This is a genomic window from Candidatus Baltobacteraceae bacterium, assembly GCA_036559195.1.
Lineage (GTDB): Bacteria > Vulcanimicrobiota > Vulcanimicrobiia > Vulcanimicrobiales > Vulcanimicrobiaceae > JALYTZ01.
The window spans coordinates 1-20,989 of the sequence record DATBTN010000052.1; the positions used below are offsets into that span (position 1 = coordinate 1).

General features: G+C 63.6%; 19 protein-coding genes and 1 pseudogene. 5 read left to right on the top strand and 15 right to left on the bottom strand.

Going from position 1 to position 20,989, the window contains the following annotated elements; genetic code table 11:
- Positions 1-101: 101 nt before the first annotated feature.
- From fdhD to VIG32_07720, 9 genes and pseudogenes are all read right to left on the bottom strand, one after another.
- Positions 102-938: a formate dehydrogenase accessory sulfurtransferase FdhD gene (gene fdhD, locus VIG32_07680; GenBank protein ID HEY8297885.1), complete on the bottom strand. Its 837-nt coding sequence runs from the start codon at positions 936-938 to the stop codon at positions 102-104.
- Positions 935-1,909, bottom strand: a complete 975-nt coding sequence (gene nrfD, locus VIG32_07685; protein ID HEY8297886.1) for an NrfD/PsrC family molybdoenzyme membrane anchor subunit — start codon at positions 1,907-1,909, stop codon at positions 935-937. The genes fdhD and nrfD overlap by 4 nt, the downstream gene beginning before the upstream one ends.
- A complete protein-coding gene (locus VIG32_07690) occupies positions 1,906-2,754 on the bottom strand; it encodes a 4Fe-4S dicluster domain-containing protein (protein HEY8297887.1) in 849 nt (282 codons plus the stop codon). Before VIG32_07690 ends, nrfD begins: the two co-directional genes overlap by 4 nt.
- A gap of 97 nt (positions 2,755-2,851) precedes the next feature.
- Positions 2,852-5,896: pseudogene (gene fdh, locus VIG32_07695) on the bottom strand (formate dehydrogenase).
- A 151-nt stretch (positions 5,897-6,047) separates the two neighbouring features.
- Positions 6,048-7,397 carry an OFA family MFS transporter gene (locus VIG32_07700; protein ID HEY8297888.1) on the bottom strand — a complete coding sequence of 450 codons (1,350 nt, stop codon included), beginning with the start codon at positions 7,395-7,397 and terminating at the stop codon, positions 6,048-6,050.
- Between the two features lie 133 nt (positions 7,398-7,530).
- A complete protein-coding gene (locus VIG32_07705) occupies positions 7,531-7,707 on the bottom strand; it encodes a hypothetical protein (protein HEY8297889.1) in 177 nt (58 codons plus the stop codon).
- Positions 7,704-8,423, bottom strand: coding sequence for a hypothetical protein (locus tag VIG32_07710; GenBank protein ID HEY8297890.1), 720 nt, complete (start codon positions 8,421-8,423; stop codon positions 7,704-7,706). The genes VIG32_07705 and VIG32_07710 overlap by 4 nt, the downstream gene beginning before the upstream one ends.
- Complete coding sequence (locus tag VIG32_07715) at positions 8,424-8,789, bottom strand: hypothetical protein (protein ID HEY8297891.1); 366 nt, start codon at positions 8,787-8,789, stop codon at positions 8,424-8,426.
- Entirely contained in the window at positions 8,789-11,050 is a 2,262-nt protein-coding gene (locus VIG32_07720) for a hypothetical protein (GenBank protein ID HEY8297892.1), read from the bottom strand. The genes VIG32_07715 and VIG32_07720 overlap by 1 nt, the downstream gene beginning before the upstream one ends.
- Positions 11,051-11,169: 119 nt before the next feature.
- On the opposite strand from VIG32_07720, the gene VIG32_07725 reads away from it, so the two are divergent.
- Positions 11,170-12,126 carry a branched-chain amino acid transaminase gene (locus VIG32_07725; GenBank protein HEY8297893.1) on the top strand — a complete coding sequence of 319 codons (957 nt, stop codon included), beginning with the start codon at positions 11,170-11,172 and terminating at the stop codon, positions 12,124-12,126.
- Here VIG32_07725 and VIG32_07730 read toward each other — a convergent pair.
- The 5 genes from VIG32_07730 to VIG32_07750 are packed head-to-tail and all read right to left on the bottom strand — an operon-like array spanning position 12,092 to position 17,514.
- Positions 12,092-13,138, bottom strand: a complete 1,047-nt coding sequence (locus VIG32_07730; GenBank protein HEY8297894.1) for a serine hydrolase — start codon at positions 13,136-13,138, stop codon at positions 12,092-12,094. The two genes, VIG32_07725 and VIG32_07730, sit on opposite strands and share 35 nt — an antisense overlap.
- Before the next feature lie 44 nt (positions 13,139-13,182).
- Positions 13,183-14,052: an ABC transporter permease gene (locus VIG32_07735; GenBank protein ID HEY8297895.1), complete on the bottom strand. Its 870-nt coding sequence runs from the start codon at positions 14,050-14,052 to the stop codon at positions 13,183-13,185.
- A complete protein-coding gene (locus VIG32_07740) occupies positions 14,049-15,074 on the bottom strand; it encodes an ABC transporter permease (GenBank protein ID HEY8297896.1) in 1,026 nt (341 codons plus the stop codon). The genes VIG32_07735 and VIG32_07740 overlap by 4 nt, the downstream gene beginning before the upstream one ends.
- Positions 15,071-16,507 (bottom strand): ABC transporter ATP-binding protein, encoded by a 1,437-nt coding sequence (locus VIG32_07745; protein ID HEY8297897.1) that lies wholly within the window; start codon positions 16,505-16,507, stop codon positions 15,071-15,073. The genes VIG32_07740 and VIG32_07745 overlap by 4 nt, the downstream gene beginning before the upstream one ends.
- Positions 16,486-17,514, bottom strand: a complete 1,029-nt coding sequence (locus tag VIG32_07750; protein ID HEY8297898.1) for a BMP family ABC transporter substrate-binding protein — start codon at positions 17,512-17,514, stop codon at positions 16,486-16,488. Before VIG32_07750 ends, VIG32_07745 begins: the two co-directional genes overlap by 22 nt.
- Before the next feature lie 54 nt (positions 17,515-17,568).
- Between VIG32_07750 and VIG32_07755 the strand changes: the two genes are divergently transcribed.
- The 4 genes from VIG32_07755 to VIG32_07770 all read left to right on the top strand — a co-directional run bounded on the left by VIG32_07755 (position 17,569) and on the right by VIG32_07770 (position 20,699).
- Positions 17,569-18,021, top strand: a complete 453-nt coding sequence (locus VIG32_07755) for a DUF5069 domain-containing protein (GenBank protein HEY8297899.1) — start codon at positions 17,569-17,571, stop codon at positions 18,019-18,021.
- Entirely contained in the window at positions 18,018-19,145 is a 1,128-nt protein-coding gene (locus tag VIG32_07760; protein ID HEY8297900.1) for an AI-2E family transporter, read from the top strand. The genes VIG32_07755 and VIG32_07760 overlap by 4 nt, the downstream gene beginning before the upstream one ends.
- Before the next feature lie 37 nt (positions 19,146-19,182).
- Positions 19,183-20,076 carry an arginase gene (gene rocF / locus VIG32_07765; GenBank protein ID HEY8297901.1) on the top strand — a complete coding sequence of 298 codons (894 nt, stop codon included), beginning with the start codon at positions 19,183-19,185 and terminating at the stop codon, positions 20,074-20,076.
- A gap of 68 nt (positions 20,077-20,144) precedes the next feature.
- Positions 20,145-20,699 carry a hypothetical protein gene (locus VIG32_07770; GenBank protein ID HEY8297902.1) on the top strand — a complete coding sequence of 185 codons (555 nt, stop codon included), beginning with the start codon at positions 20,145-20,147 and terminating at the stop codon, positions 20,697-20,699.
- Here the strand turns inward: VIG32_07770 and VIG32_07775 are convergent.
- On the bottom strand, positions 20,689-20,989 hold a 301-nt coding region (locus VIG32_07775), incomplete at its 5' end, for a hypothetical protein (protein ID HEY8297903.1). The genes VIG32_07770 and VIG32_07775 overlap by 11 nt on opposite strands.

A 20,989-nucleotide genomic window follows, 5' to 3' on the forward strand; every position in this document is an offset into this window, starting at 1 on the left:
TGGCAGAGTCAGGCGAGACCAACCAAAAGCAGCTAACCGTGTACCGGCGCGCGATCGAGACGCAACGATAAACCGAGCCAGAAATTTTCTGGCTGCCCTTTCTATTCAGATACTCGCTCCGGTGCGCTGTAGACGTTTGCACGGGTGCCTCGTACGAAGCCGCAGAGGGTGACGTTGAATTCGCGTGCCAGGTCGACGGCGAGACTGCTGGGGGCGGATACGGCGCAGAGCACGGGGATGCGTGCGACGATGCATTTCTGTACGAGTTCGTAGCTCGCGCGTCCGCTCACGAAAAGAATCGTCTCTCGAAGCGGCAGTTTGTTCTCCATCAGCGCCCAGCCGGCGAGTTTGTCCAACGCGTTGTGACGGCCAACATCCTCGCGTAGTACGATGAGTTCGCCTCGCGCGTCGAAGAGTGCCGATGCGTGCAGGCCGCCGGTCGAGGAAAAGACCCGCTGTGCCGCGCGCATGCGCTCCGAAAGAGCGGCGATCGTCGCGAACGTGACGCGCAGATCGTCGGCGATCGGATCTGCGCGCGTTTGGAGCGCGTCGATGGTCGCCTTGCCGCAGACGCCGCAGGAGCTGTTAACCGTGAAGTGACGTTCGAGCCGTTCGAGCTCCGGCAGCGCGGCAGCGTTGAGATCGACGTTCACGATGTTGTAGCGCTGCTCCGCGTCGACTTCGCGATCGATGCAGTACGAGATTGCGCGCACGCCGTCGCGCGACGTAACGATGCCTTCGCTATACAAAAAGCCCGCGGCTAGCTCGAAGTCGTTGCCCGGTGTGCGCATCGTCACGGCGACGCTGCGCGTTTCGCCGCCGGCACGCAGGCGAATCTCGAGCGGTTCCTCGGTGGCCAGCTCGTCGTCGACCTCGCGCGCTGCGCCGTCTTCGAATCGCGTGATTCGCGCCGGCGTGACGAGGCCGGGACGCGTCACTCCGGTTGTCGGAATGCTACCGACGGATCGTCGGCCGACGCCTTGCCGGCTTCGATGAGCGTCTCGCGCATCACGTACGCACCGACGAGCGTGAGGCCAGCGGCGAGCACGCTCCTGAGAAGTCCGGGTTTGGCGGCCGGATTCGGCTTGGAGAACAGCGCGCTAAAGTGCAGCAGGGCCGGAACGGCGATGCCGGCGACGAGCGTAACGTTGCGGAATTTCTCGCCGCGCGCGCCTTGAAACATCGGTTTGCCGTATTCGCCTGCGAAACGCTGGTAATCGAGAATGAGCGCGGCTTCGGCGGCGGCGGCGATGAACTCGAGCTTTTCGAGGCGATTGTGCGTATCGGGTGCGTCGCCGGCGAGCAAGAGTCCGTGCAGCGCGCAGGCGCCCGAGAGTCCCGATGCAACGCACATCGCGGGGACGTGGTATTTGCCTTTCGACCAGACGGGAATGGCGGTCGCGCTGAGCAGCACGCCGGTGTAGCCGGCGATGAACGCGCCGAGCGCCGCTTGCGGCCAATTGAGCAGACGCGAGCGAACGCCGAAGAATTGCGCGGCGGCATTGAGCGTTGCGACTCCGGAAAACGCGATGAGGCCCCAAACGCCCATCGACATGGGCGATTTGAACTTGACGATGCGCAGCATGTTGAGAAAACGTTCGGGCTTGCCGAGGTGTGTGATCAAAATCGCCGGGCAAGCGACCGCGAGTCCGAGCGAGGCATACTTCGCGTTGCGCGCGAGTTTGCGATCGTTCTCGTTGCCGCTGCCGTCGCCGAGCGCGGCGAGGATGCCGCTCCCGCCCATGAGCCCGCCGAGAAAAAGATAGAGAACGACGTTCCATTCCCAGTGCGGTTTCTTGAGCAGCGGTTGCCCGAAATACGAAACGGTCGGATGCAGCTCGCCATTGCCGGACGCGGCGCCGCCGAACGCGTCGTCGGGCAGCGGCGGACGCATCGATGCGTCGGTCATCGGGCGCTCCGGAAGATCGCGGCGCCGACGAGTGCCAGCGCGGCCGCGGCGAGCGCCGCGCTCGTATAACTTGCCGGTTGGTGCGTCGAAGGAAGCACGGGTCTGGCGGGGAGATTGTATGCTTCGGGGCGTTCGGTCAGCAAGAAGAACGCGTTGAGATCGCCGACCGAACTGTCGGAATCGACGCCGTAGAGGTACGCTCCCACGCCGCGCTCCTGCAGGCTCTCAACGCGCGCCTTCGCGCGCTCCTTGAGCTCGTCGACGTCGCCGAATTGGATCGACTCGGTCGGACACGCCTTGGCGCAGGCCGGAACCAGTCCGTCTCGCTGGCGATCGTAACACAGCGTACACTTCCCAGCCACACCGCCATTCGCTTGCATGGCGGTCGCGTCGTCTTCGCGACGGCCTTTATCGATGTTGGCGTAGTTGTAGCCTTGGTGGTCGCCGCCTTTGTTGCCGATCAGATCCACCACGCCGAACGGGCACGACACCACGCAGTAGCCGCAACCGTTGCAGACGTCGGGCTGAATGTAAACGTCGCCGAACTCATTGCGCACGATCGCGCCCGTGGGGCAGGCTTCCATGCAGCCGGCGTGCGTGCAGTGTTTGCAGACGTCGCTCATCATCAGCCAGCGATCCGTCAGCGTGCCGCCGCGATCGACTTCCATCTGCTCCACGAAAGAGACGTGCCGCCAGGTCGTACCCGAAAGCTGCAGCGTGTTATCGTACGAATTGCCGGAAAACTCGAATCCGTCCGAGGGCAGCTCGTTCCACTGCTTGCACGCGACCTCGCAGGCTTTACAGCCGATGCAGAGCGTCGTATCGGTGAAGAAGCCGTTAGCCATGGTTGACCGCATCTTTCCCGTGAATCGAGCCTTGACCGTCGGGGCGGCGCTCGCCGCTTGGAACGCTCTCGTCGTTTGGCCCGCGACGGCGTTCGGGGCGCCGGCCGGGGCGGATGTTGCACGTGAGGGTCTTCGCTTCGTGAATCGAGACGTTGGGATCCATCGAGAGCGGAATGAGGTCGCCGGACGTATCGCCGCGCGTAAACCCGAAGCTGCCGAAGTTATACGGCAAGCCGATCTGATGGATGCGTTTGCCCTTTCCGGGACCGATGCGCAACGGTTTCATGCGTCCGCTCACCAGCGCGCGCGCTTCGATCTCGCCGAGCGCTGTCGAGATCGTCACCCAGCCGCCGTTGCGAATGGCCAGCGTAACGGCGAGCCCGGGATCGATCTCGCAGAACGCTTCGGGCTGCAATTCCGCGAGCCACGGAACGTAACGCGTATAGATGCCGGACATCTCCGTGAGCCGATAGGTCGTGAGTACGTACGGAAAGTCGGGGTTCACTAAACCGTTGTAGGCGTTATCGCGACGCTTCCACTCGCGCAGCAGCGGATTGTTTTGCTGCGAATAGAGCTGGTTCTCGATGACCGACGCCATGGGTTCGTAGTGAACGGGCAGCGGACCGTCTTTGAGCCCGGAGGCGACGTAGAGTTGCCCGCGTCCATCGAGCTGCATGATGAACGGGTCCGCACCGGAGTGCGCGTCCATGCCGCCGGCGCCCGGTTTTGCCGGCGTATCCGGCGCCTTGGTTTTCGGAAAGTCGGGAACGTCGACGCCGGTCCACTCGCCGGCGGCTGCGTCCCACCATACGTACTTCTTGCGTTCGCTCCACGGGTTGCCATCGGGATCGGCCGACGCGCGATTGTAAAGGATGCGGCGATTGGCGGGCCACGAAAATCCCCACTCGAGCGAGGTCCAATCGTCGGCTTTGCGGTTGCGCGCCTTGTTGGTGTGCGCGTCCGGGTAGACGCCGGTATAAATCCAGCCGCCCGATGCGGTACTGCCGTCGTCTTTGAGATCGGTAAACGACGCGATTTGGTCGCCGGTCACCGTGCTGAACCCGTTGACCTCTTTGAGCACCTTAACGACGGATGGTTCGCCTTTTCGGCGCTCGCGTTCGTCGTCGTGTTCGTACTCCCAGGTCATGTGTTGGATCGGGCGGTCTTTGGGATCGGTCGAATCCTTATAGAGCTCTTTTAAGCGCTTGCCGAGATTGTAGAAAAACCACGCGTCGGTGACCGAATCGCCGACCGGCTCGATCGCCTTGTCGTGCCATTGCAGCATGCGATTGGTGTTGACCATCGTGCCTTCTTTTTCGAGGATCGTTCCGGCCGGAATAAAGAAGCACTCGGTGGCGATCTTCGAAGGGTCCGCACCTTCGCGCTTCCAGAACGACGACGTCTCGTTTTCAAAAAAGTCCACGTTGACGAACCAGTCGAGGCGTTCCATCGCCGCGCGAACCAGCTCCGCGTTCTGCCCGGACGTGCCGGGGTTTTGTCCGATAACGAAGTAGCCCTTAACCGCGCCGTCCTTCATCGCGAACGTGGTCGGCAGCATCGAATGATCGCCCGTGAGCTGCGGAAGATAGTCGAAGCAATAGTCGTTCGCGGCGGTCGCATGCTCGCCGTAAAACGCCTTGAGAATCGAAACGACGTATTTTGGCGTGTTGGCCCACCAGCCGGTCGGCTTCGTGTTGGTCTTCAAATAGGCGTCGAGACTCTGTTCGTCGCGCTTGATCGACGGCATCGGAAGATACCCGGGCAGCAGATCGTAGAGCGTCGCGATATCGGTCGCGCCCTGAATGTTCGCGTGGCCGCGCAACGCCATGATGCCGCCGCCGGGGCGCCCGATGTTGCCGAGCAGCAGCTGCAGCATCGCGGCGGTTCGAATGTACTGCACGCCGATCGTATGCTGCGTCCAGCCGACCGCGTAGGCAAAGGCCGTCGTGCGCTCCCGCCCGCTGTTGCTCGCGAGCGATTCGCAGACTTCCAGAAATTTTTCCGGCGGCGTTCCGCAAACCGACTCCACCATCTCCGCGGTGTACCGGGAGAAGTGGCGCCGCAACAGACTCAGCACGCAGCGCGGATGCTGCAGCGTGGGATCGCGTTTGAACGCGCCGTTAGCTTCCTTTTCGAGTTGCCACGTTTTCGGATCGTAGGTGTGCGGTTCGCTGCTGGGTTCGTGCCCCTGCGAGCCGCCCTCGTGAGCTTGACCGCTGGACGCGCTTTCGTCGGGCTGCGGTTGCGTGTAGCCTGAAAAGAGCCCGTCGAGATCCTCGGTATCTTTGAAGTCTTCGCGCACGATGCTCGACGCGTTGGTGAACGCCGCGACGTACTCCTTAAAGTAGCGTTCGTTCGAGAGCAGCCAGTTGATGATTCCGCCGAGAAACACGATGTCGGTGCCGCTGCGGATGGGCACGTAGAGATCGGCCATCGCCGAAGTACGCGTGAAGCGCGGGTCGATATGGATGATCTTCGCGCCGCGTTCCTTGGCCTTCATCACGAAGCGAAATCCAACCGGATGGGCTTCGGCGAAGTTGCTGCCTTCGATGAGGATGCAATCGGCGTTTACGAGATCTTGTAAGAACGTCGTCGCGCCGCCGCGTCCGAGTGAGGTGCCTAGACCAGGCACCGTCGAGCTATGTCATATTCGCGCTTGGTTCTCGACCGAGACCACGCCCAGACTGTGCATCAGCTTGCCGAGCAGATAGTTCTCTTCGACGCCGAACGTCGCGCCGCCGAGCGACGCGATGCCGATCGTGTGATTGACGCGCTTGCCGTCCTTTTCGGTGACGAACGTCTCGTCGCGCGTTTGCTTGGTGAGCGTCGCGATCCGTTCCATCACCCATGGCAGCGGGCGCTCTTCCCAGCGGTCGCTATACGGCGCCCGATATTTCGCGGTGACCCAGCGCGCGGTGTTGGAAGCCATCCCGAAGATCGCCGAGCCCTTCGGACAGAGGTGGCCCCCCGAGATGGGACTCTCGGGGTTGCCTTCGACGTCGAGCAGTTTTCCATCGTCGCTGACGTAGGCGAGCGTTCCGCAGCCGACCGCGCAGTAGGGGCAGACGCTCGTTACGGCTTTCGCGTGTTTGATGCGGCCGTGGAGCGAGCGCGTTCGCGCCGAGGCAACGTTGGGAACCATCCCGACCCGTCCCCCCAGCGCGTTACCGACCTGCGTTAGTATTTTCGTCAGGTCGATCGTCGTTTTCGAAGCCACGTCACTCCCCCCCAACCGGAAAACCCTGCTCGAATTTACTACCCAATCGAAAGCGCGAAATAACGCGCTCGAATGCCTACGTCACCGCGGGTGCGATAAGCTCGCGTTGCGGCTTTTTGATGAGGAATGGAATGATAGCCGCGAAGAGCAGCATGATCGCGACCGGAACCAGCGCGCCGGTGAACGATCCGGTGCGATCCTTCACCGCCGCCGCGATGTACGGGCCGACGATGCCGCCGACGCCCCACGCCGTAAGGATCATCCCGTAGTTCTGGCCGAGGAACTTCGTTCCGAAATAGTCCGCGTTGAACGACGGCATCACGCCGAAGCCGCCGCCGTAGCAGAGCAGAATGATTCCGAAGCAAATGCCGACTGCGGCGAACGAGTGCAGGTTGCCCATGATGAAAAAGATCACGACTTGGATCAGGAACATCACCACATAGGTGTGGTTGCGCCCGATCTTGTCGCTGATCCATCCCCAGAAGAATCGCCCGAGGCCGTTGAAGACGGCGAGCAGCCCGTAGATAAAGCCGGCAGCGGCCGCGGTCGCGCCGGTGAGATCGCTATAGATCGGAACGGCGTTGGAAACGATCAGAATACCCGCCGTAACGTTTAAGAACAAGATCAGCCAGAGCAGATAGAACGGCATCGTTCGCAGGGCTTCGCTCGGCGTATAGCTGTGCGCGCTTGCCGCCGCGGTCGCCAACGTCCCGGGGCGAGTGTAACCTTCGGGCGGATTGCGCAGCGCGAGCGTGCAGAGGCCGCCGATGATGACGAACACGATACCGGAAACGATGAACACCGACATGATCGCATGAACGTGTACGGGTGCCAGCACGTAGGTGGCTGCGTCGAACGGCGTGCCGGCTTTGGTTGCGGCGGCGCGGGCGGTCGCGTACGCCGTAGCGGCTTTGGCTGCCGCTGCGAACGACGGAATCTTGGTGACGATATTGTTATAGAAGAAGGCGCCCAGGCCAAACCCCATGACCACCATGCCGCTCGCGAGACCGCGCTTATCCGGAAACCATTTGGTGACCATCGCGACCGGCGTGATGTAGCCGAATCCCAGCCCCAGCCCGCCGATGATGCCGTAGAAGAGGTACATCGCCGTTTTGCCCATCACGGGCGTGAGCAGTCCGGCCAGTAAGACGCCGATGCCCCAAAGGAGCACGCCGACGATCGTTACGGTACGAGGACCAACACGATCTTGCCAGCGACCGCCGATAATCGCGCCGACTCCCAAGAAAAAAATCGCCAGTTCGAAGACCAGCGACGTTTCCTGATTCGACCATTGATACGCCGCGATGAGCGGCCGAACGAACAGGCTCCACGAGTAGACGGTACCGAGGCAGATCATGACGATCACGCCGGCGATGGCGATCAGCCAGCGATTGCCGGTGTCCCGGGCCGGAGCGGCAGATGACATCTAAGGCTCCACTTCCCGTGCCGGAGTGCGGCACGTGCATCCAAGCGAGGTTTGAAGATTCCTTGTCGTGCTACTTCTGTAGCTAAACGTCAGTTGGCCGTCGCTTGGATGCGTCCCTACGGGCGCCGAGGCGCTATTGGACCGGTTCGTACGTGCAGGCGGCTAGTGTGGTCACGAGTAGTGCCAGGTAAATGACCGCATCCCAGCCGCCGGCCCGGCCGTGGAGCACGAAGGCGACGATCGCCGCGACCGGGACGGCAATCGGCGTCACGCGTGAATTCCCGGCGATGAATTTATAGATGCTTTTCACGCTGTCACCTTCGGGCGCTGAACCGTAATCAGGACGAAACTCGCCAGCAGATAGAGCCCGACGATCCAGAGCAGCGTTGCTTCGCCGCTCCACCAGTGCAAGCCGAGCCCCTCGCCGCTCCAAAACGTACCGAACGAAAGCAGCATGATCCCGACCACGTAGCCCATCGCATTCTCCGGAACGCGCGCGAACGGCTTGCGCAGCGCGACCACCGCGAGTACGACGATCAGCGCCGCTGCCAGCGCCCCACCAACGCCCCAAAGCAGCGCGCCGGCTTTGGCGGCGGCGAACGTAATAACGATAACGGCAACTTCGAGCCCTTCGAGAAGGACGCCGTTGAACGCGGCGGCAAACCCGGCGCGGCGCGCGTCGGTCGCGTGCTGCAGTTGGGCAACTTCGCGATCGAAGATCGCGGCTTCGTCGTGGAGCGCCTTGCGGCCGGCAAAACGCCAGATCGCTTTTCTCAACCACGCGTAGCCGAAGAGCACGAGGAAAAGGCCGATGATGAGTTTGAGTACGCCCAGCGGCACGAACGTAACGAGCGCCGGCCCGAAGATCGCGACGATGGCGACGAGCGCGGCCAGCGCCCAGAGCGTGCCGGCGAGCGCCGTGCGCCAGCCTTGCGTAACGGCGACGGCGAGTACGATGGTTGCGGCTTCGACGAACTCGAGCCCGGAAGCCAGGAACGTCGTTCCGGCAACGACCCAACCGTTCATCTAGCGCTCACCCAGAACGAGGATCGCTCCGGTTCGCGTATCGATTTGCCGTACGTGGCGATCGTCGCGAACGGTGGCGTAGAGATACGGCCCGCGTTTGGCAAAACGCAGGCTCGTGATTTGATCGCCGAGGTGCGCGACGGCGAGCGTCTTGCCGGAGCGCGCGTTTATCACGTGCACCGAGGCGTCGCTCGGGCGCGCGAACGCAACCACGTTTCCGTCGCTCACGCGCAAGCGCGCAGGCGCGGATGATGAGGCAGCGTGTGCGTGGGTTGGAACCAGCCGCGACGCCAGCCCGAAAGCGCCGAGTAAAAGCACGGCCGGAATTGCGACGGCGATCGCGCCGGCCCAAACGATCTTGGTCACTACCGGTTCGCTCCTTCGAGATTGCGCGCGACGATGGCGTTGAGCGTTGCCGGATCGACTCGATCGGGATCCTTAAAATCCAGACGAGCGCTAACCGCCGCGCCGTAGGCGGTGCGCGCGTTGCGAGCGTTGAGATCCACCGACGGTTGGATCGCAACGTAGGGTCGCAGGTTCGGACGGTTGCCGAAAAGATCGTAGAGCGGCAGCGCCGTACGATCGTACGTGGAGAGCGGCGCGATGCCGAGCATCAGTTCGATCGTGTGCACGACGCTTACCGTCGAATAGTGCGCATGGTGCACGCCGCCGCGCGCGTACGGCGAGGCGACGTAAAAAGTCGAACGTTGATTGCTCACGTGATCGGGTCCGTTCTGGGCGTCGTCTTCGAGCGCGAATATGGCCGTCGACTTCCAATACTTCGAATGCGAAACCGCATCTACCAACCTTCCGACTGCTAGATCGTTGGTGGCGACGTACGCGACCGGCGTGGGCCAGCCGGTGCGGCTTCCGCTCGTGTGATCGTTCGGCAGATACACGATTTCCAGCGCCGGCAGATCGCCGCGCGCGACGTAGCCGCTAAACTCATGCTTCCACTCGGCCTCGCGGTCGAGGTCGCTATAGGCGAGATCCCAGCCGTAGTATCGCGGATCGAAGCGGTCTTTGAGACCCTTCATATCCGTCGTAACCTCGCCGGGTTTCGCGGGGGCGTTGGTGTCTTCACCATAGTCGCGAAGGCCGATCCCCGCGCGCCGTGCGGCGTCCCAGAGATATCCGTCGTGCGGAACTTCGGGCGCGAGGCCGCTTTGGAAATCGTACGTGTCGCGGCGACCGCCGTAGCTTGGCGGCCAAAAGCGCTCCAGATAGTCGTTCGCGAACGCTTCGTCGGTCCAGTTATGGCCGTCCGCACTCACTTGCGAATTGGCATACGCGTTGTCGAGCAACCCGAAACGCTCGCCGATCGCGTGCTGGTTCGGCGTTACGGTGCGCCCGAACCACACGAGCTTCGGATCGCCGTTTCCCTGCGGCAGGTCGCCGAGAACTTGATCGTACGAACGATTTTCTTTAATGATGTAGATGACGTGTTGGATCGGCCCGTGCGCGCGCACGATCGTCGTACGCGGCGCGCGCCAGGTCGGCAGCGCGTTTGCCAGGACCTCTCGCGTGGATGCCGCGCGATCGAGTCGACCGAGCGGGATCGCGCGCACGGAGCCTGCAAGCGTGGCGCCGATATAGCCGGGACTGTTCGCTTTGCGCGGATCGAACTGCGGGTTAGCGCGCGTTCCCTCGCCCTTGCCGTCGGCAACGAAGAGCGTTCCGTTGGAACCGACCGCGACTCCGGATGGATACCAGCCGGTGGGAATGCGCGCGGAAACCGAACCGTTGGTAATCACGGCGACGGCGTTTTCGGCACCCAGCGAGACGTAGATCGCATCGTTTGCGGCAGCGATCGCGTTGGGCGAGGCACCGTACCCGCTCACGCGCGCATCGTGCAGCCGCAAGTCGATGTCCGCTACGCGCCTCGCGGTCGCGACGTCGATAACACCCAAGGCGTCGTCGTCGCTCTCGGTCACGTAGAGCGACGTTCCGTCGGGTGAGAGCGCGAGAGCGTCCGGATGAAGCCCGACGGCGATCGTCGCGATCGCGTGCGTTGAGAGATCGATCGCATCGACGGTATGGCCGCCGCGCATCGCCACGTAGAGCGTCTTGCCGTCTTGCGAGAAGAGCAGGTCGCCCGGGTGCGGGCCGACGGCAATCGTCGTCTTGTCCGCTAGGGCCGGCAGCGATCCGATCGTGATCGTACCGTTGCCGTCGTTGCTCGTTGCGAGGTGCGTGCGATCGCCGGCGAGCGCTACCGCTGCGGGCCAACTTCCGGGCGCTACCGCGAGCGCGCGCGCGCGATTCGTGTCGAGATCCACATCGAGCACTGCATCGCCGTTCGCACCGGCGACCAGTACGTGCGTCCCGTCGAGCCAGACGGGCTTGCCGAACGCTCCGGGAAGTGCGACGACGTGCGGATCGCCCAAGGTGCGCGCGTCGAGCACGCGCAACGCCGGAGGATTGACGCCGGACTCCACGACGGCCAGGCGCGTCTCGTCGGGTGAGAGCGCGATTCCCTGCGGCATCGTCCCGGTCGTCGCCGCCGGGCCGCTCGGCGGGTCGATTCGCCATCCGCTGGGTAAGAGAATCTTCGGCGATGTCGCGAGGGCGATGGTCGCGGCAGCACACGCTGCGGCGGCGAATACAACGAGCGCGCGTCGAATCATACCGGCGTCTTCCGGTTGGAGTACGGCATTCCCCGCGTTTTGGCCACGCGGCCGGAGGAGGGCCGCCGACGGGCCGGAATCCGGTGGACGTTCTACCCGCAAGAGGAGCCCATACGATCGTGGATTTAGCACAGATCACCGTCTACACCGAAGGCGAGTTCAAGGCGTACGGCGATGCGAAGGTTGGCCTGCTGACGCACGGCTTGCAATACGGTACCGGGTGCTTCGAAGGCATTCGCGGTTTCTGGGTTCCGCAAGAACGCGAACTCTTCTTACTCCAACTTGCCGAGCATTATGAGCGCCTCGCGATTTCGGCGAAAATCCTGTTGATGAAACTGCCGCACTCCGTCGACGAGCTGGTGGCGATCACCGCGGAGCTGGTCGCGCGCAACCGGTTCGAGACCGACATCTACATTCGCCCGTGCATCTTCAAGGCGGCCGAAGATATCGGCGTGCGGCTGCACAACGTGGCCGATCAGTTCGCGATCGTGCCGGTGCCGTTTACGCGCTACCTCGACGGCAGCGAAGGGCTCAAAGCCGGCGTTTCGTCGTGGCGCCGCGCCGACGACTCTTCGGCGCCGCCGCGCGCGAAGATCACCGGTCTCTACGTTAATAGCGCGTTAGCGAAGAGCGAAGCCATTGCAAACGGCTTCGACGAGGCGATCATGCTCTCGCACGACGGTCATCTAGCCGAGGGTTCGGCCGAAAATATCTTCTTGATCAAGCGCGGCGTGCTCTACACACCGGATCCGTCGCAGAACGTGCTCGAAGGGTGTACCCGCCGCTCGATCATCGAGATCGCGCAGGACGAGTTCGACCTAAAGGTCGTCGAGCGCTCGATCGATCGCAGCGAACTCTACGGTGCCGAAGAAGTCTTTTTCACCGGAACGGCCGCCGGCCTCATTCACGTCTCGTCGATCGATCATCGGATCGTCGGGGATGGACGCATGGGGCCGATTACCCGCAAACTCGGCGAATTTTACGCGCACGCGGTTCGTGGCGACGAGCTAGCGTATACGCGCTGGCTGACGCCGACGTACGCTACGGCGCGGAAGAGGGCTGCGGCTCCGGCGTAGCCGTCGCGACGGCTGCGGTGACCGGGGGTGCTGCGTGCGAGCCCCACATCGGCGCATCGCCGGAGGCCGGCGTCGCTTGCGGATCCGGCATGGCTTCGGCGGGTGCGGTAATCGGCGTGTCGAGCCCGTTCGCGACGCGCCACTTCGCGAAATGCGCTAAACCGTGATAGGCCAGGCGCGAAACGTTACGAATGAACCGGCGCCCGGACGAGAGCGTCGGCAGGTCGGTGGTCATGACGGCGATCACGTACGGCGCGCCGGGCGAATAGACGATCCCGACATCGTTGAGCGTGTCGCTGAACGATCCGGTTTTGTGCGCGATCGGAATCTGCGGCAACGATGCGGGTAGGAGTGTGTTGATTTCATCGGCCTCGAGAATGGCGATCATCTGTTTCGACGACCATTCGTCGATCAATTCGTTCTTGGCCATCTGCGTGAGCAGGGTCACCATGTCGTTGGGCGTCGTGCGCAGTTCGGCGCGAACGTTCCAGCCGTCGGTGCGAATGTAGTTTCCCAAACGCGTGTCGTGCAAACCCAGACCGTACATGGTGCTGTTGATGTGGTGCCGGCCCACCAGGCGGATGAGCATGTTCGCCGCGGTGTTGTCGCTGACGGTGATCATCTCGGTGAGCAGACGCGAAACCGGGTACGTCGTGCCGACCGGTGCGTCGCAGAGCGTGCCGGAGCCCCAATCTTTATCCGATGCAAGCAGTTCGACGCGCCGGTTGAGATCGAAGCGGCCGAGTTCCATTTGACGAAAGACTTCGACCATCACGGGAATCTTGATCGTCGACGCGGCCGGCATCACGGTATTGGCGTTGAACTTCGACGTGTAGCCGGTGGCCAGGTCGCGGACCTCCATCGCAACGCGTCCGGGCGCGCGGTGTGCGACGCCGCGCAGAAGAGACTGCAGTTTTGCAAAAGGTGCCGGCATGTCGATGCTTGCGCGCGCCGCCGCCGGGAACGAGACCATGAGGTAAACGAGCGCGAGTACGATGGAAATACGTCGCATAAGACTGTTGTCGGTCGTTTGACGCCGATGTTTATACTTCATGCTCAATACGGAACGCCGTCGGAGGCCGGCGCACGGACTTTGCCGATCAGGCCGCCGAGTGCGAAGAGCGCCGCGAGATATGGGAGCGCTTGCATCGCATCGCTCGGCAGCCAAGCAACCCTTCCCTGTAAAACAAACTGCAACGCTTCGAAGAATCCGAAAAAGATGGCCGCGCCGGTCGCGCCCCAGGGCGTCCAGCGTCCGAAGATCACCGCGGCGAGTGCGATGAATCCGCGCCCGGCCGTCATGCCGTCGGAGTAGAGATTCACTTCACCGATCGAGAGAAACGCGCCGCCGAGTCCCGCGAGTGCACCGCTGCAGACCACGGCGATTAAGCGCAATCGCAGCGGGTCGAGCCCGGCCGATTTGACCGCCCCAGGGTTTTCGCCGCAGGCGCGGACGCGTAGGCCCCACGGCGTTCGATACAGCAGCCAGGAGATCCCGAGCGTGCAGACTAGTGCGAAGACGACGAGCACCCAATAGCCGTTGCCGAGTGCGTTGACCTGCGGACTCGCTCCGGGCTGATTGAAGATCAAAACCAATCCGTAAGCGGCGGCGCCCGACGCAATGAGATTGATGCCGGTCCCGGCGACGATCTGATCGACTTTGAATTTCGTGGCCGCCAAACCGAGAATGAAGCCGAAGAGCGCGCCGGCGGCGATGCCGGCAAGCAGTCCCACGATCGCGCTGCCGCTAACGTTGCTCGCGACGACCGCCGCGAACGCGCCGATCGCCATCATGCCCTCGAGGCCGATGTTGATGACGCCCGCGCGCTCGGAGAGAACGCCGCCCAGTGCCGCGTAGACGATCGGGGTCGCTTTGACGAGCGTGAGCGTCACGAGCGTGAGCAAGAGTGCGAAGCCGCCGTTCATACCGCAGCGCTCGGCGCTCGCGTGGCGACGTAGCGCCGCGCGGCGAGTAGTAAGACGATCAATCCTTCGATGACGTGAATCGCGTCCTTGGGCACTTGCGCGCTCGCCTGCATGGCGAGGCCGCCGGACTCCAAGATACCGAAGCCGAACGCCGCAACGCAGATCCAGAGTGGATTGAGATCGCCGACGAGCGCGACGGCGATGGCCGTAAAGCCGTAGCCGGGCGAGAGTTGCGTGTTAAAACGGTGCAATACACCGGTGACGATCGTCGCGCCGCCGACGCCGGCGATGCCGCCCGAAAGCGCGAGCGCGAGCCACGTCATGGCGCGCATGTCGATCCCCGCGCGGCGCGCGGCCTCCGGTGCTTCGCCGATGGCTCGCAATTCGAAACCGAAGACCGTGCGCGTGAAGACGAACCTCAACGCGAACGCGATCGCGATCGCGATGAGAATCGCGATCGTCAGGCGCGTTTCGGGCACGAGCACGGGCAACCAGCCGTTGGGGAGTACCGGCGCGGTCTCCGCTCCGGAAGCGAGCGAACTGCGCAGCGGACCGCTCACGAGATAATTCGCCAGCGACGCGGCGACGAAGTTGAGCATCAGCGTCGAGATGATTTCGCTCGCATTGAACCGCGCCTTCATCCAGCCTGCGATCGCGCCCCAGATCCCGCCGCCGACGAAACCGAGTGCGAGCAAAATTGCGACCGTCAGCGGTGCCGGCAGGTTCAGGTGCGCGCCGGCCGCGCCCGCGCAGAGTCCGCCAACGAGCAGTTGCCCCTCCGCGCCGATGTTGAAGAGTCCGGCGCGAAATGCGAGCGCGATTCCGAGTGCCGGCAAAAGCAGGGATGTGGTTTGCACGAGCGTCTCGGCGATCGCGCGCGGCCCGCCGAGCGCGCCGCCGAAAAGCGCGGCGAAACCGTCGAGCGGGCTGACGCCCGCGACCAGCATCGCGACGGCGATCAGCACGAGCGCGATGGCGACCGCGCCGGCCGGCCCGGCGAGGAGCCCGCGATAACGCATCATTGCGAGCCCACCATCAATCGCCCGATCCGCGCGCGATCCGCTTGCGCGCGCGAAAACTCGCCCGCGATCGTTCCGCGATACATCACGATCAATCGGTCGGCGAGCGCGAGTATTTCGTCGAGTTCGAATGAGACGAGCAAAATCGCAGCGCCGCGGTTGCGAGCTTCCATCAATCGCGACCGTACGAGGGCGGTCGCGCCGACGTCGATGCCGCGCGTCGGTTGATAGGCGAGTATGAATCCCGGCTCGTCGTAGAGCGCGCGTCCGACCACGAGCTTTTGCTGGTTTCCGCCCGAAAGCGTCTTCACGGCAACGTCGAGGGAAGCGGCGCGAACGTCGAAACGTTCGACGATCGTACCCGCCGCTTCGCGCGCCGCGCGACGGTCGATGAGCGCACCGCGCCGCACCGGCGCGCGACGTTCGCGACCGAAAATCGCGTTATCGACGATCGTCCAGCCCATCACGAGCGCCTCTTTTTGCCGGTCCTGCGGCACGACGCCCATGCGCTCGGGTTTTACGATCGTTCCGGAATACGGAATCATGCCGGCGATCGCATCGGCGAGCGTCGTCTGGCCGTTGCCTTCGACGCCGGCGACGCCCACGATTTCGCCGGCATCGACGCGCAGTGAAAGATTCGCGATCGCCGCGCTCCCCGCGCCGGCCGAAAGTCCGCGCGCGGAAAAGCACGGTTCCACCGTCGTCGAGGCGCGCGCGGCGATCTCGGGAAGATCTCCCCCGACCATCGCGCGCGCGACTTCATCGACGGTCGTATTCGCGGTTTCGAAGGTAGCGACGATTTTGCCGCGACGCATGACCGAGACGCTCCGAGCGTACGCGATTACTTCCTGCAGTTTGTGCGTGACGATCAGAATCGCCGTACCGCGTTGCGCCAACTGCGCGATCGTCGCGAAGAACGCATCGATCTCGACGGGCGCGAGGGCGGCGGTCGGCTCGTCGAGCAGCAAGACGGCCGGCTCGCGTTCGAGTTCGCGCAGCAGTTCGACCCGCTGTTGGATGCCGATCGGCAGCTCGTCGACGAATGCGTCGGGATCGATCTCCAATGCGTTGCGCGCGGCCAGTGCGCTAACGCGCGTGCGGGCGGCATCGACGTCGATGCGCCAGCCTTTACGGGGTTCGCGGCCGAGCAAAATGTTCTGCCAGACGCGCAGCCGGCCCACCAACTCAAAATGCTGGTGTACCAGACCGACGTTCCCGCTCGCGGCGATGCTTCCGGCATCGGCCCGCACTTCGCCGAAGGCGATATTCGAAAGCGTCGATTTCCCGGCCCCGTTCTCGCCGACGAGCGCGTGAATCTCACCGGCGTTGAGGTCGAGATCGACGCCGTCGACGGCAACGACGCCCGGATAGAGCTTGCGTATCCCGCGCAGCCGCAGTGCGGGCTCCGGCGCGGCTAGAGCTTGACCGGTTTCCAGCTCGCCAGTTCCTCGCGCGTCGACGGCGGCGTAATCGTGCCGGCGATGATCGCTTGACGGAGCCGGTCGACGCGCGCGATGGTCGCCGCGCCGATGGCGTTGCGGGTGTAAGCGAAGTCGGTGAGCCCGACGGCGCGCTCTTTGAGACCGAGAACCAGGTGTCCCCTCATTGGTTGTTTGTTCTTTATCGCGCTTGCGATATCGAAGACCGCGACGTCGACGTGTTTGACCACCGAGGTCAGCACGCGGCCTGGAACCAGGCTATCCTGGTTGGAGTCCACGCCAATCACGAAGGCGTTCGAACGGCTCTTCACGGCGTCCATCGCACCGAGGCCCGCCTTTCCGGCGGCAGCGTACACGATGTCGGCTCCGCCGTTGAAGAGAACGTTGGCGAGTTCTTTTCCGGACGCTACATCATCGAACGAACCGACGTACTTTACATCGACCCGCGTGTTGGGATCGATCTGATGCGCGCCGGCGATGAAGCCTGCTTCGAACTTACGAAGCAGCGGGATATCCTGGCCGCCTAAAAATGCGACGTGGTGCGTCTTGCTGACCAGCGCCGCCAGGGCACCGGCCAAGAACGAGCCGTCTTCCTCTTTAAACGTCACGGAAACGACGTTGGGCTCGTCAACGACTGCGTCGATGATCGCGTAGCGTTGCGCCGGATTCTCCTTTGCGATCTGTTCGACGTCCTTGTTCATCAAGAAGCCGATCGCGTAGATCGCGTCCAGATGTGCGTTGGTCAGGGCAGCCAGGTTGGGCTGGTAATCCGCCGCCGCGTGGGACTGGAGCACTTGAATGTGAGCGCCCAAGACGTCTTGCGCGCGCAGCAATCCGCGGTACGCCGAATCGTTGAACGACTTATCGCCCAATCCGCCGACATCGGTCACCATGCCGAGCGTCAACTGGCCGGGACGTGCCGCGCTTTGGCGATGGCCGCACGCGGAGAAGAGTGCGGCGCACGCCGCCAGGGCGACGAGTGAAATGATCGCCTGGTGCTTCATTCGGCGAGTGTTGGCAGTGACGGGACCCGATGCCTTCGTCACGAAGGCGCTCTCATGGTAAGCAAGGATTTGAGCGCCGTGCCGCCGCGGCGCTGGTCCGAAGAACTCGGTGGCCTTCGATGGCTTCCGCGCTTGATCGACAAAACGCGCGCGGCGTTGGCTGGGACGCTCGGGGACTATCTCTACGGGCAGAGCCCGGTGGATCGCGAGATGCTGCGTGCGCTCGGCGTGCGCTATCGGGAGTTCACGAAGATCGTCGCCGATGCTCCCGACGACGCCGGCGTGCTCGGCGCGCTGCAATCGCACTCGTCCGACAAACTCGCCGCCGCGCGCGCCTGGAGCGACGCGCTGCCGCGCACGCACTGGCTCTTCTTGTTCGTGCTCGATATCGACGACGGGTATGCGCGCGGTCCGCTACGGGCGCTGAAGATTCCGGCCAACGCGGTCGCCAATCCGCTCATGCGCTGGCTCAAGCGCCGCTTTCCGTCGCGAGCACTCGACGTTTGACGCTCGATTCGCGTTTGAATGCCGCGATCAAGATTCTCGCGATCGTCGTTCTTTCGGCGATCGTGCTGCTTGGCTTTCTCGCCTTCTTAGGCCACATTCGCACCGTTGCAACGATCGTATTCGGAGCGATCTTTCTCTGCTACGTCATCTATCCGCTCGTGCGCGGGCTCAATCGAACGCTGCCGCTCTGGGCGTCGATCCTCATCGTCTATGCGCTCGTGATCGCGCTCGTCGCGGCCGCCCTCGGCTTCATCGTGCCGGCGCTGGCGGACAATCTCCGGCAGCTCATACACGATGCGCCCTCGATCGTGCACAACGCGCAAGCCGCGCTCAACGACCCCAACAATCCACTCATCGCGCGCTTGCCCGCACAGGCTCGCGACTACTTGACGACGCTTCCAACCCAGGTCGAATCGCTCGTGAATCGTTACGGCAGCGCCGCCGCGACCGGCTTCGTCGGCGCGCTGGTCTCGTTCGTTTCGATTCTCGCGCTCTTCGTCGTCATTCCGGTCGTCGCGCTTTACATTTTGCTCGATGCGGATGCGATGCAGCGCGCGATCGTCGGTGCGGTGCCCGAGAGCGCTCGCCCCAAGCTGCTCAAGATCATCGGCGAGATCGACACGGTCGTCGGCGGGTTCATTCGCGGGCAGCTGCTCGTGGCCGCGATCGTCGGCGTACTGATCGTCATCATGCTCTCGATCCTGCACGTGAAATACGCGATCCTCATCGGCATCCTCGCGGGTATTCTCGAGATCGTTCCGTACGTCGGCGCGGTCGTTGGCGCGATTCCGGCTCTAGTCATCGCACTCTTTACGAACGGTTGGCAGAACGCGGCCTTCGTTGCTCTCGGTTTCGTGCTCATCAACCAGCTCGAGGGGCATCTGATCGCGCCGTTTATCGTGAGCGAGAGCGTCGGGCTCTCGCCGCTGGTCGTGATTCTCGCGCTGTTGACCGGCGGAGAGCTCTACGGACTTCCGGGGCTGATCTTGGCGGTTCCCGTGGCGGGAATCGTTAAAGTGCTGCTCGCGAATCTCGTTCCTCAATACACGCCGTACGCGGTGGAACCCGCGTTGCGCAAACCGGTCGCCGTACCGCGCCGTCCGCGTACCAAGCGAGCTCGATAGGCAAGAGTTTCGCTCGGCGCGAACGCTAGGCCCAATCGTGACTATCAACGCCTCTCCAACTTCCGCTATCGGCGTCGACGTGATCGGCGTGCCCATGGATCTCGGCGCCAGCCGGCGCGGCGTGGACATGGGCCCCTATGCCGTGCGCTACGCCAAACTCCACGAACGGCTGGCGAAGCTCGGCATCACCGAGATCAACGATCGCGGCAATTTGCACGTGCCGATTCGCGAGGCGCTTACGCCCAGCGACGCGCACGCGAAGTACTTCGACGTTATCGCGGAGGTCTGCGAGCAGCTCGCAGGGCTAGTGGCGACGGCGGTTACCGAAGGGCGCATGCCGATCGTCCTGGGCGGCGATCATTCGATCGCAATGGGCACGCTTGAAGGGTTGACGCGCGCGCGCGGCGCCGCGCCCGGCCTCGTGTGGATCGACGCACACAGCGACATCAATAGCCCCGAGAGTTCGCCGTCGGGGAACGTTCACGGAATGCCGTTGTGGTTTGCCCTGAAGAACGGCTTCGCCGATCCGAAGCGTACGGTGCAGATCGGGCTGCGCGACGTCGATGCAAATGAGAAACGCATCTTGCGCGAATCCGGAGTGCGGGCGTTCACGATGAGCGATGTCGACCGGCTCGGCATGACGCGCGTAATGGAAGAGACGATCGCCATAACGGGCGCCGGGAGCGGAAAAATTCACGTGTCGTTCGACATGGACGGCATCGACCCGAGCGAGGCGCCGGGCACGGGAACGCCGGTCAAAGGCGGCTTGAGTTATCGCGAGGCTCATCTGGCCATGGAGATGCTCGCCGAATCGACGCAGCTCGGTTCGATCGAAATGGTCGAGATCAATCCCATTCTCGATACGCGCAACCAGACGGCGGTGCTCGCCGTCGGTCTGATCTGCTCGGGCCTGGGGAAATCGATCCTCTAGAGCATTCGGTTGCGCCGACGCTCGGCGTCGCTTACCTGCGCGCTTACGGGTTGGTTCGAGCGGGCGCGATGCGGTCGCTCGCCGCGTTCGTAGCCCGGCACGAACCCGACCTCTTCGCCGTCTGCGAGATCGACGCGGGAGACGCGCTCGCGCTCGCCACGCGTTTCGCGCGCGAATGGGCGTATCGCGGAGGACAGGCGCTGTTTTGGAACGGCACGCTGCGTGCGAATGCGGTACGCGACGTCTCCTTGCCGTTTCGCGCGATCAAACCGTTCGATCGGCACGGCCTGCTGCGCGTCGAGGGACGGCTGCTCGGCGAATCGTGCGCGCTCTTTGCCACCCAGTTTGCGAGCGAACGCGAGCGGCGCATTCCGGAATTGCGCTTCGCGCGCGACCACATTCGCGGCGTGCGCGGCCCGGCGCTGTTCTTCGCGCACCTCGCCGATCGCCGCATCGAATTTGCGGACCTCGGATATCGCGACGCGCTTGCGGCATCGCCGGGCGCCGAACGAATCTACGTTCGCGGGTGGAAAATCGAGGAGGCTGCGAAAGACGCGCCATCCGCCGGCCTCGGCGCGCCCATCCGCGCCCGGTTAGCACGACTGCCGAGCGTTACAGTTTAATCGTGGCTTGCGCTTCGCAGGTTATGCCGCCGCCGCAGACTGCGGCGTCCCAGTTGGCGTCGGCCAGGAGCGCTTCGATCTGCCGTTCGACCGACGCGTCGATCGGCGGGGCAAATTGCACGCGTTTGGTACGGCCATCGTCGCCGACCGTGACCAGCAGCGTTACGTGAACGCTGAAGCGTCGCGCCAGTTGCGTTTTGATCGCCGGATCGAGGACCGGTTCTTTGAGGTCGGCGCCAAATGGCATCACGCCGCCGACGTCGTGCGATCCGCCCTGGCTCGCGACGATC

What these genes read in the sequence shown, in the direction of transcription:
- VIG32_07710 (HEY8297890.1), bottom strand. Translation starts at nt 8,423, where the DNA reads ATGAACGGTTGGGTCGTTGCCGGAACGACGTTCCTGGCTTCCGGGCTC.
- nrfD (HEY8297886.1), bottom strand. Translation starts at nt 1,909, where the DNA reads ATGACCGACGCATCGATGCGTCCGCCGCTGCCCGACGACGCGTTCGGC.
- VIG32_07720 (HEY8297892.1), bottom strand. Translation starts at nt 11,050, where the DNA reads ATGATTCGACGCGCGCTCGTTGTATTCGCCGCCGCAGCGTGTGCTGCC.
- VIG32_07735 (HEY8297895.1), bottom strand. Translation starts at nt 14,052, where the DNA reads ATGAACGGCGGCTTCGCACTCTTGCTCACGCTCGTGACGCTCACGCTC.
- VIG32_07755 (HEY8297899.1), top strand. Translation starts at nt 17,569, where the DNA reads ATGGTAAGCAAGGATTTGAGCGCCGTGCCGCCGCGGCGCTGGTCCGAA.
- VIG32_07700 (HEY8297888.1), bottom strand. Translation starts at nt 7,397, where the DNA reads ATGTCATCTGCCGCTCCGGCCCGGGACACCGGCAATCGCTGGCTGATC.
- VIG32_07740 (HEY8297896.1), bottom strand. Translation starts at nt 15,074, where the DNA reads ATGATGCGTTATCGCGGGCTCCTCGCCGGGCCGGCCGGCGCGGTCGCC.
- VIG32_07750 (HEY8297898.1), bottom strand. Translation starts at nt 17,514, where the DNA reads ATGAAGCACCAGGCGATCATTTCACTCGTCGCCCTGGCGGCGTGCGCC.
- VIG32_07730 (HEY8297894.1), bottom strand. Translation starts at nt 13,138, where the DNA reads ATGCGACGTATTTCCATCGTACTCGCGCTCGTTTACCTCATGGTCTCG.
- VIG32_07770 (HEY8297902.1), top strand. Translation starts at nt 20,145, where the DNA reads ATGCGGTCGCTCGCCGCGTTCGTAGCCCGGCACGAACCCGACCTCTTC.
- VIG32_07690 (HEY8297887.1), bottom strand. Translation starts at nt 2,754, where the DNA reads ATGGCTAACGGCTTCTTCACCGATACGACGCTCTGCATCGGCTGTAAA.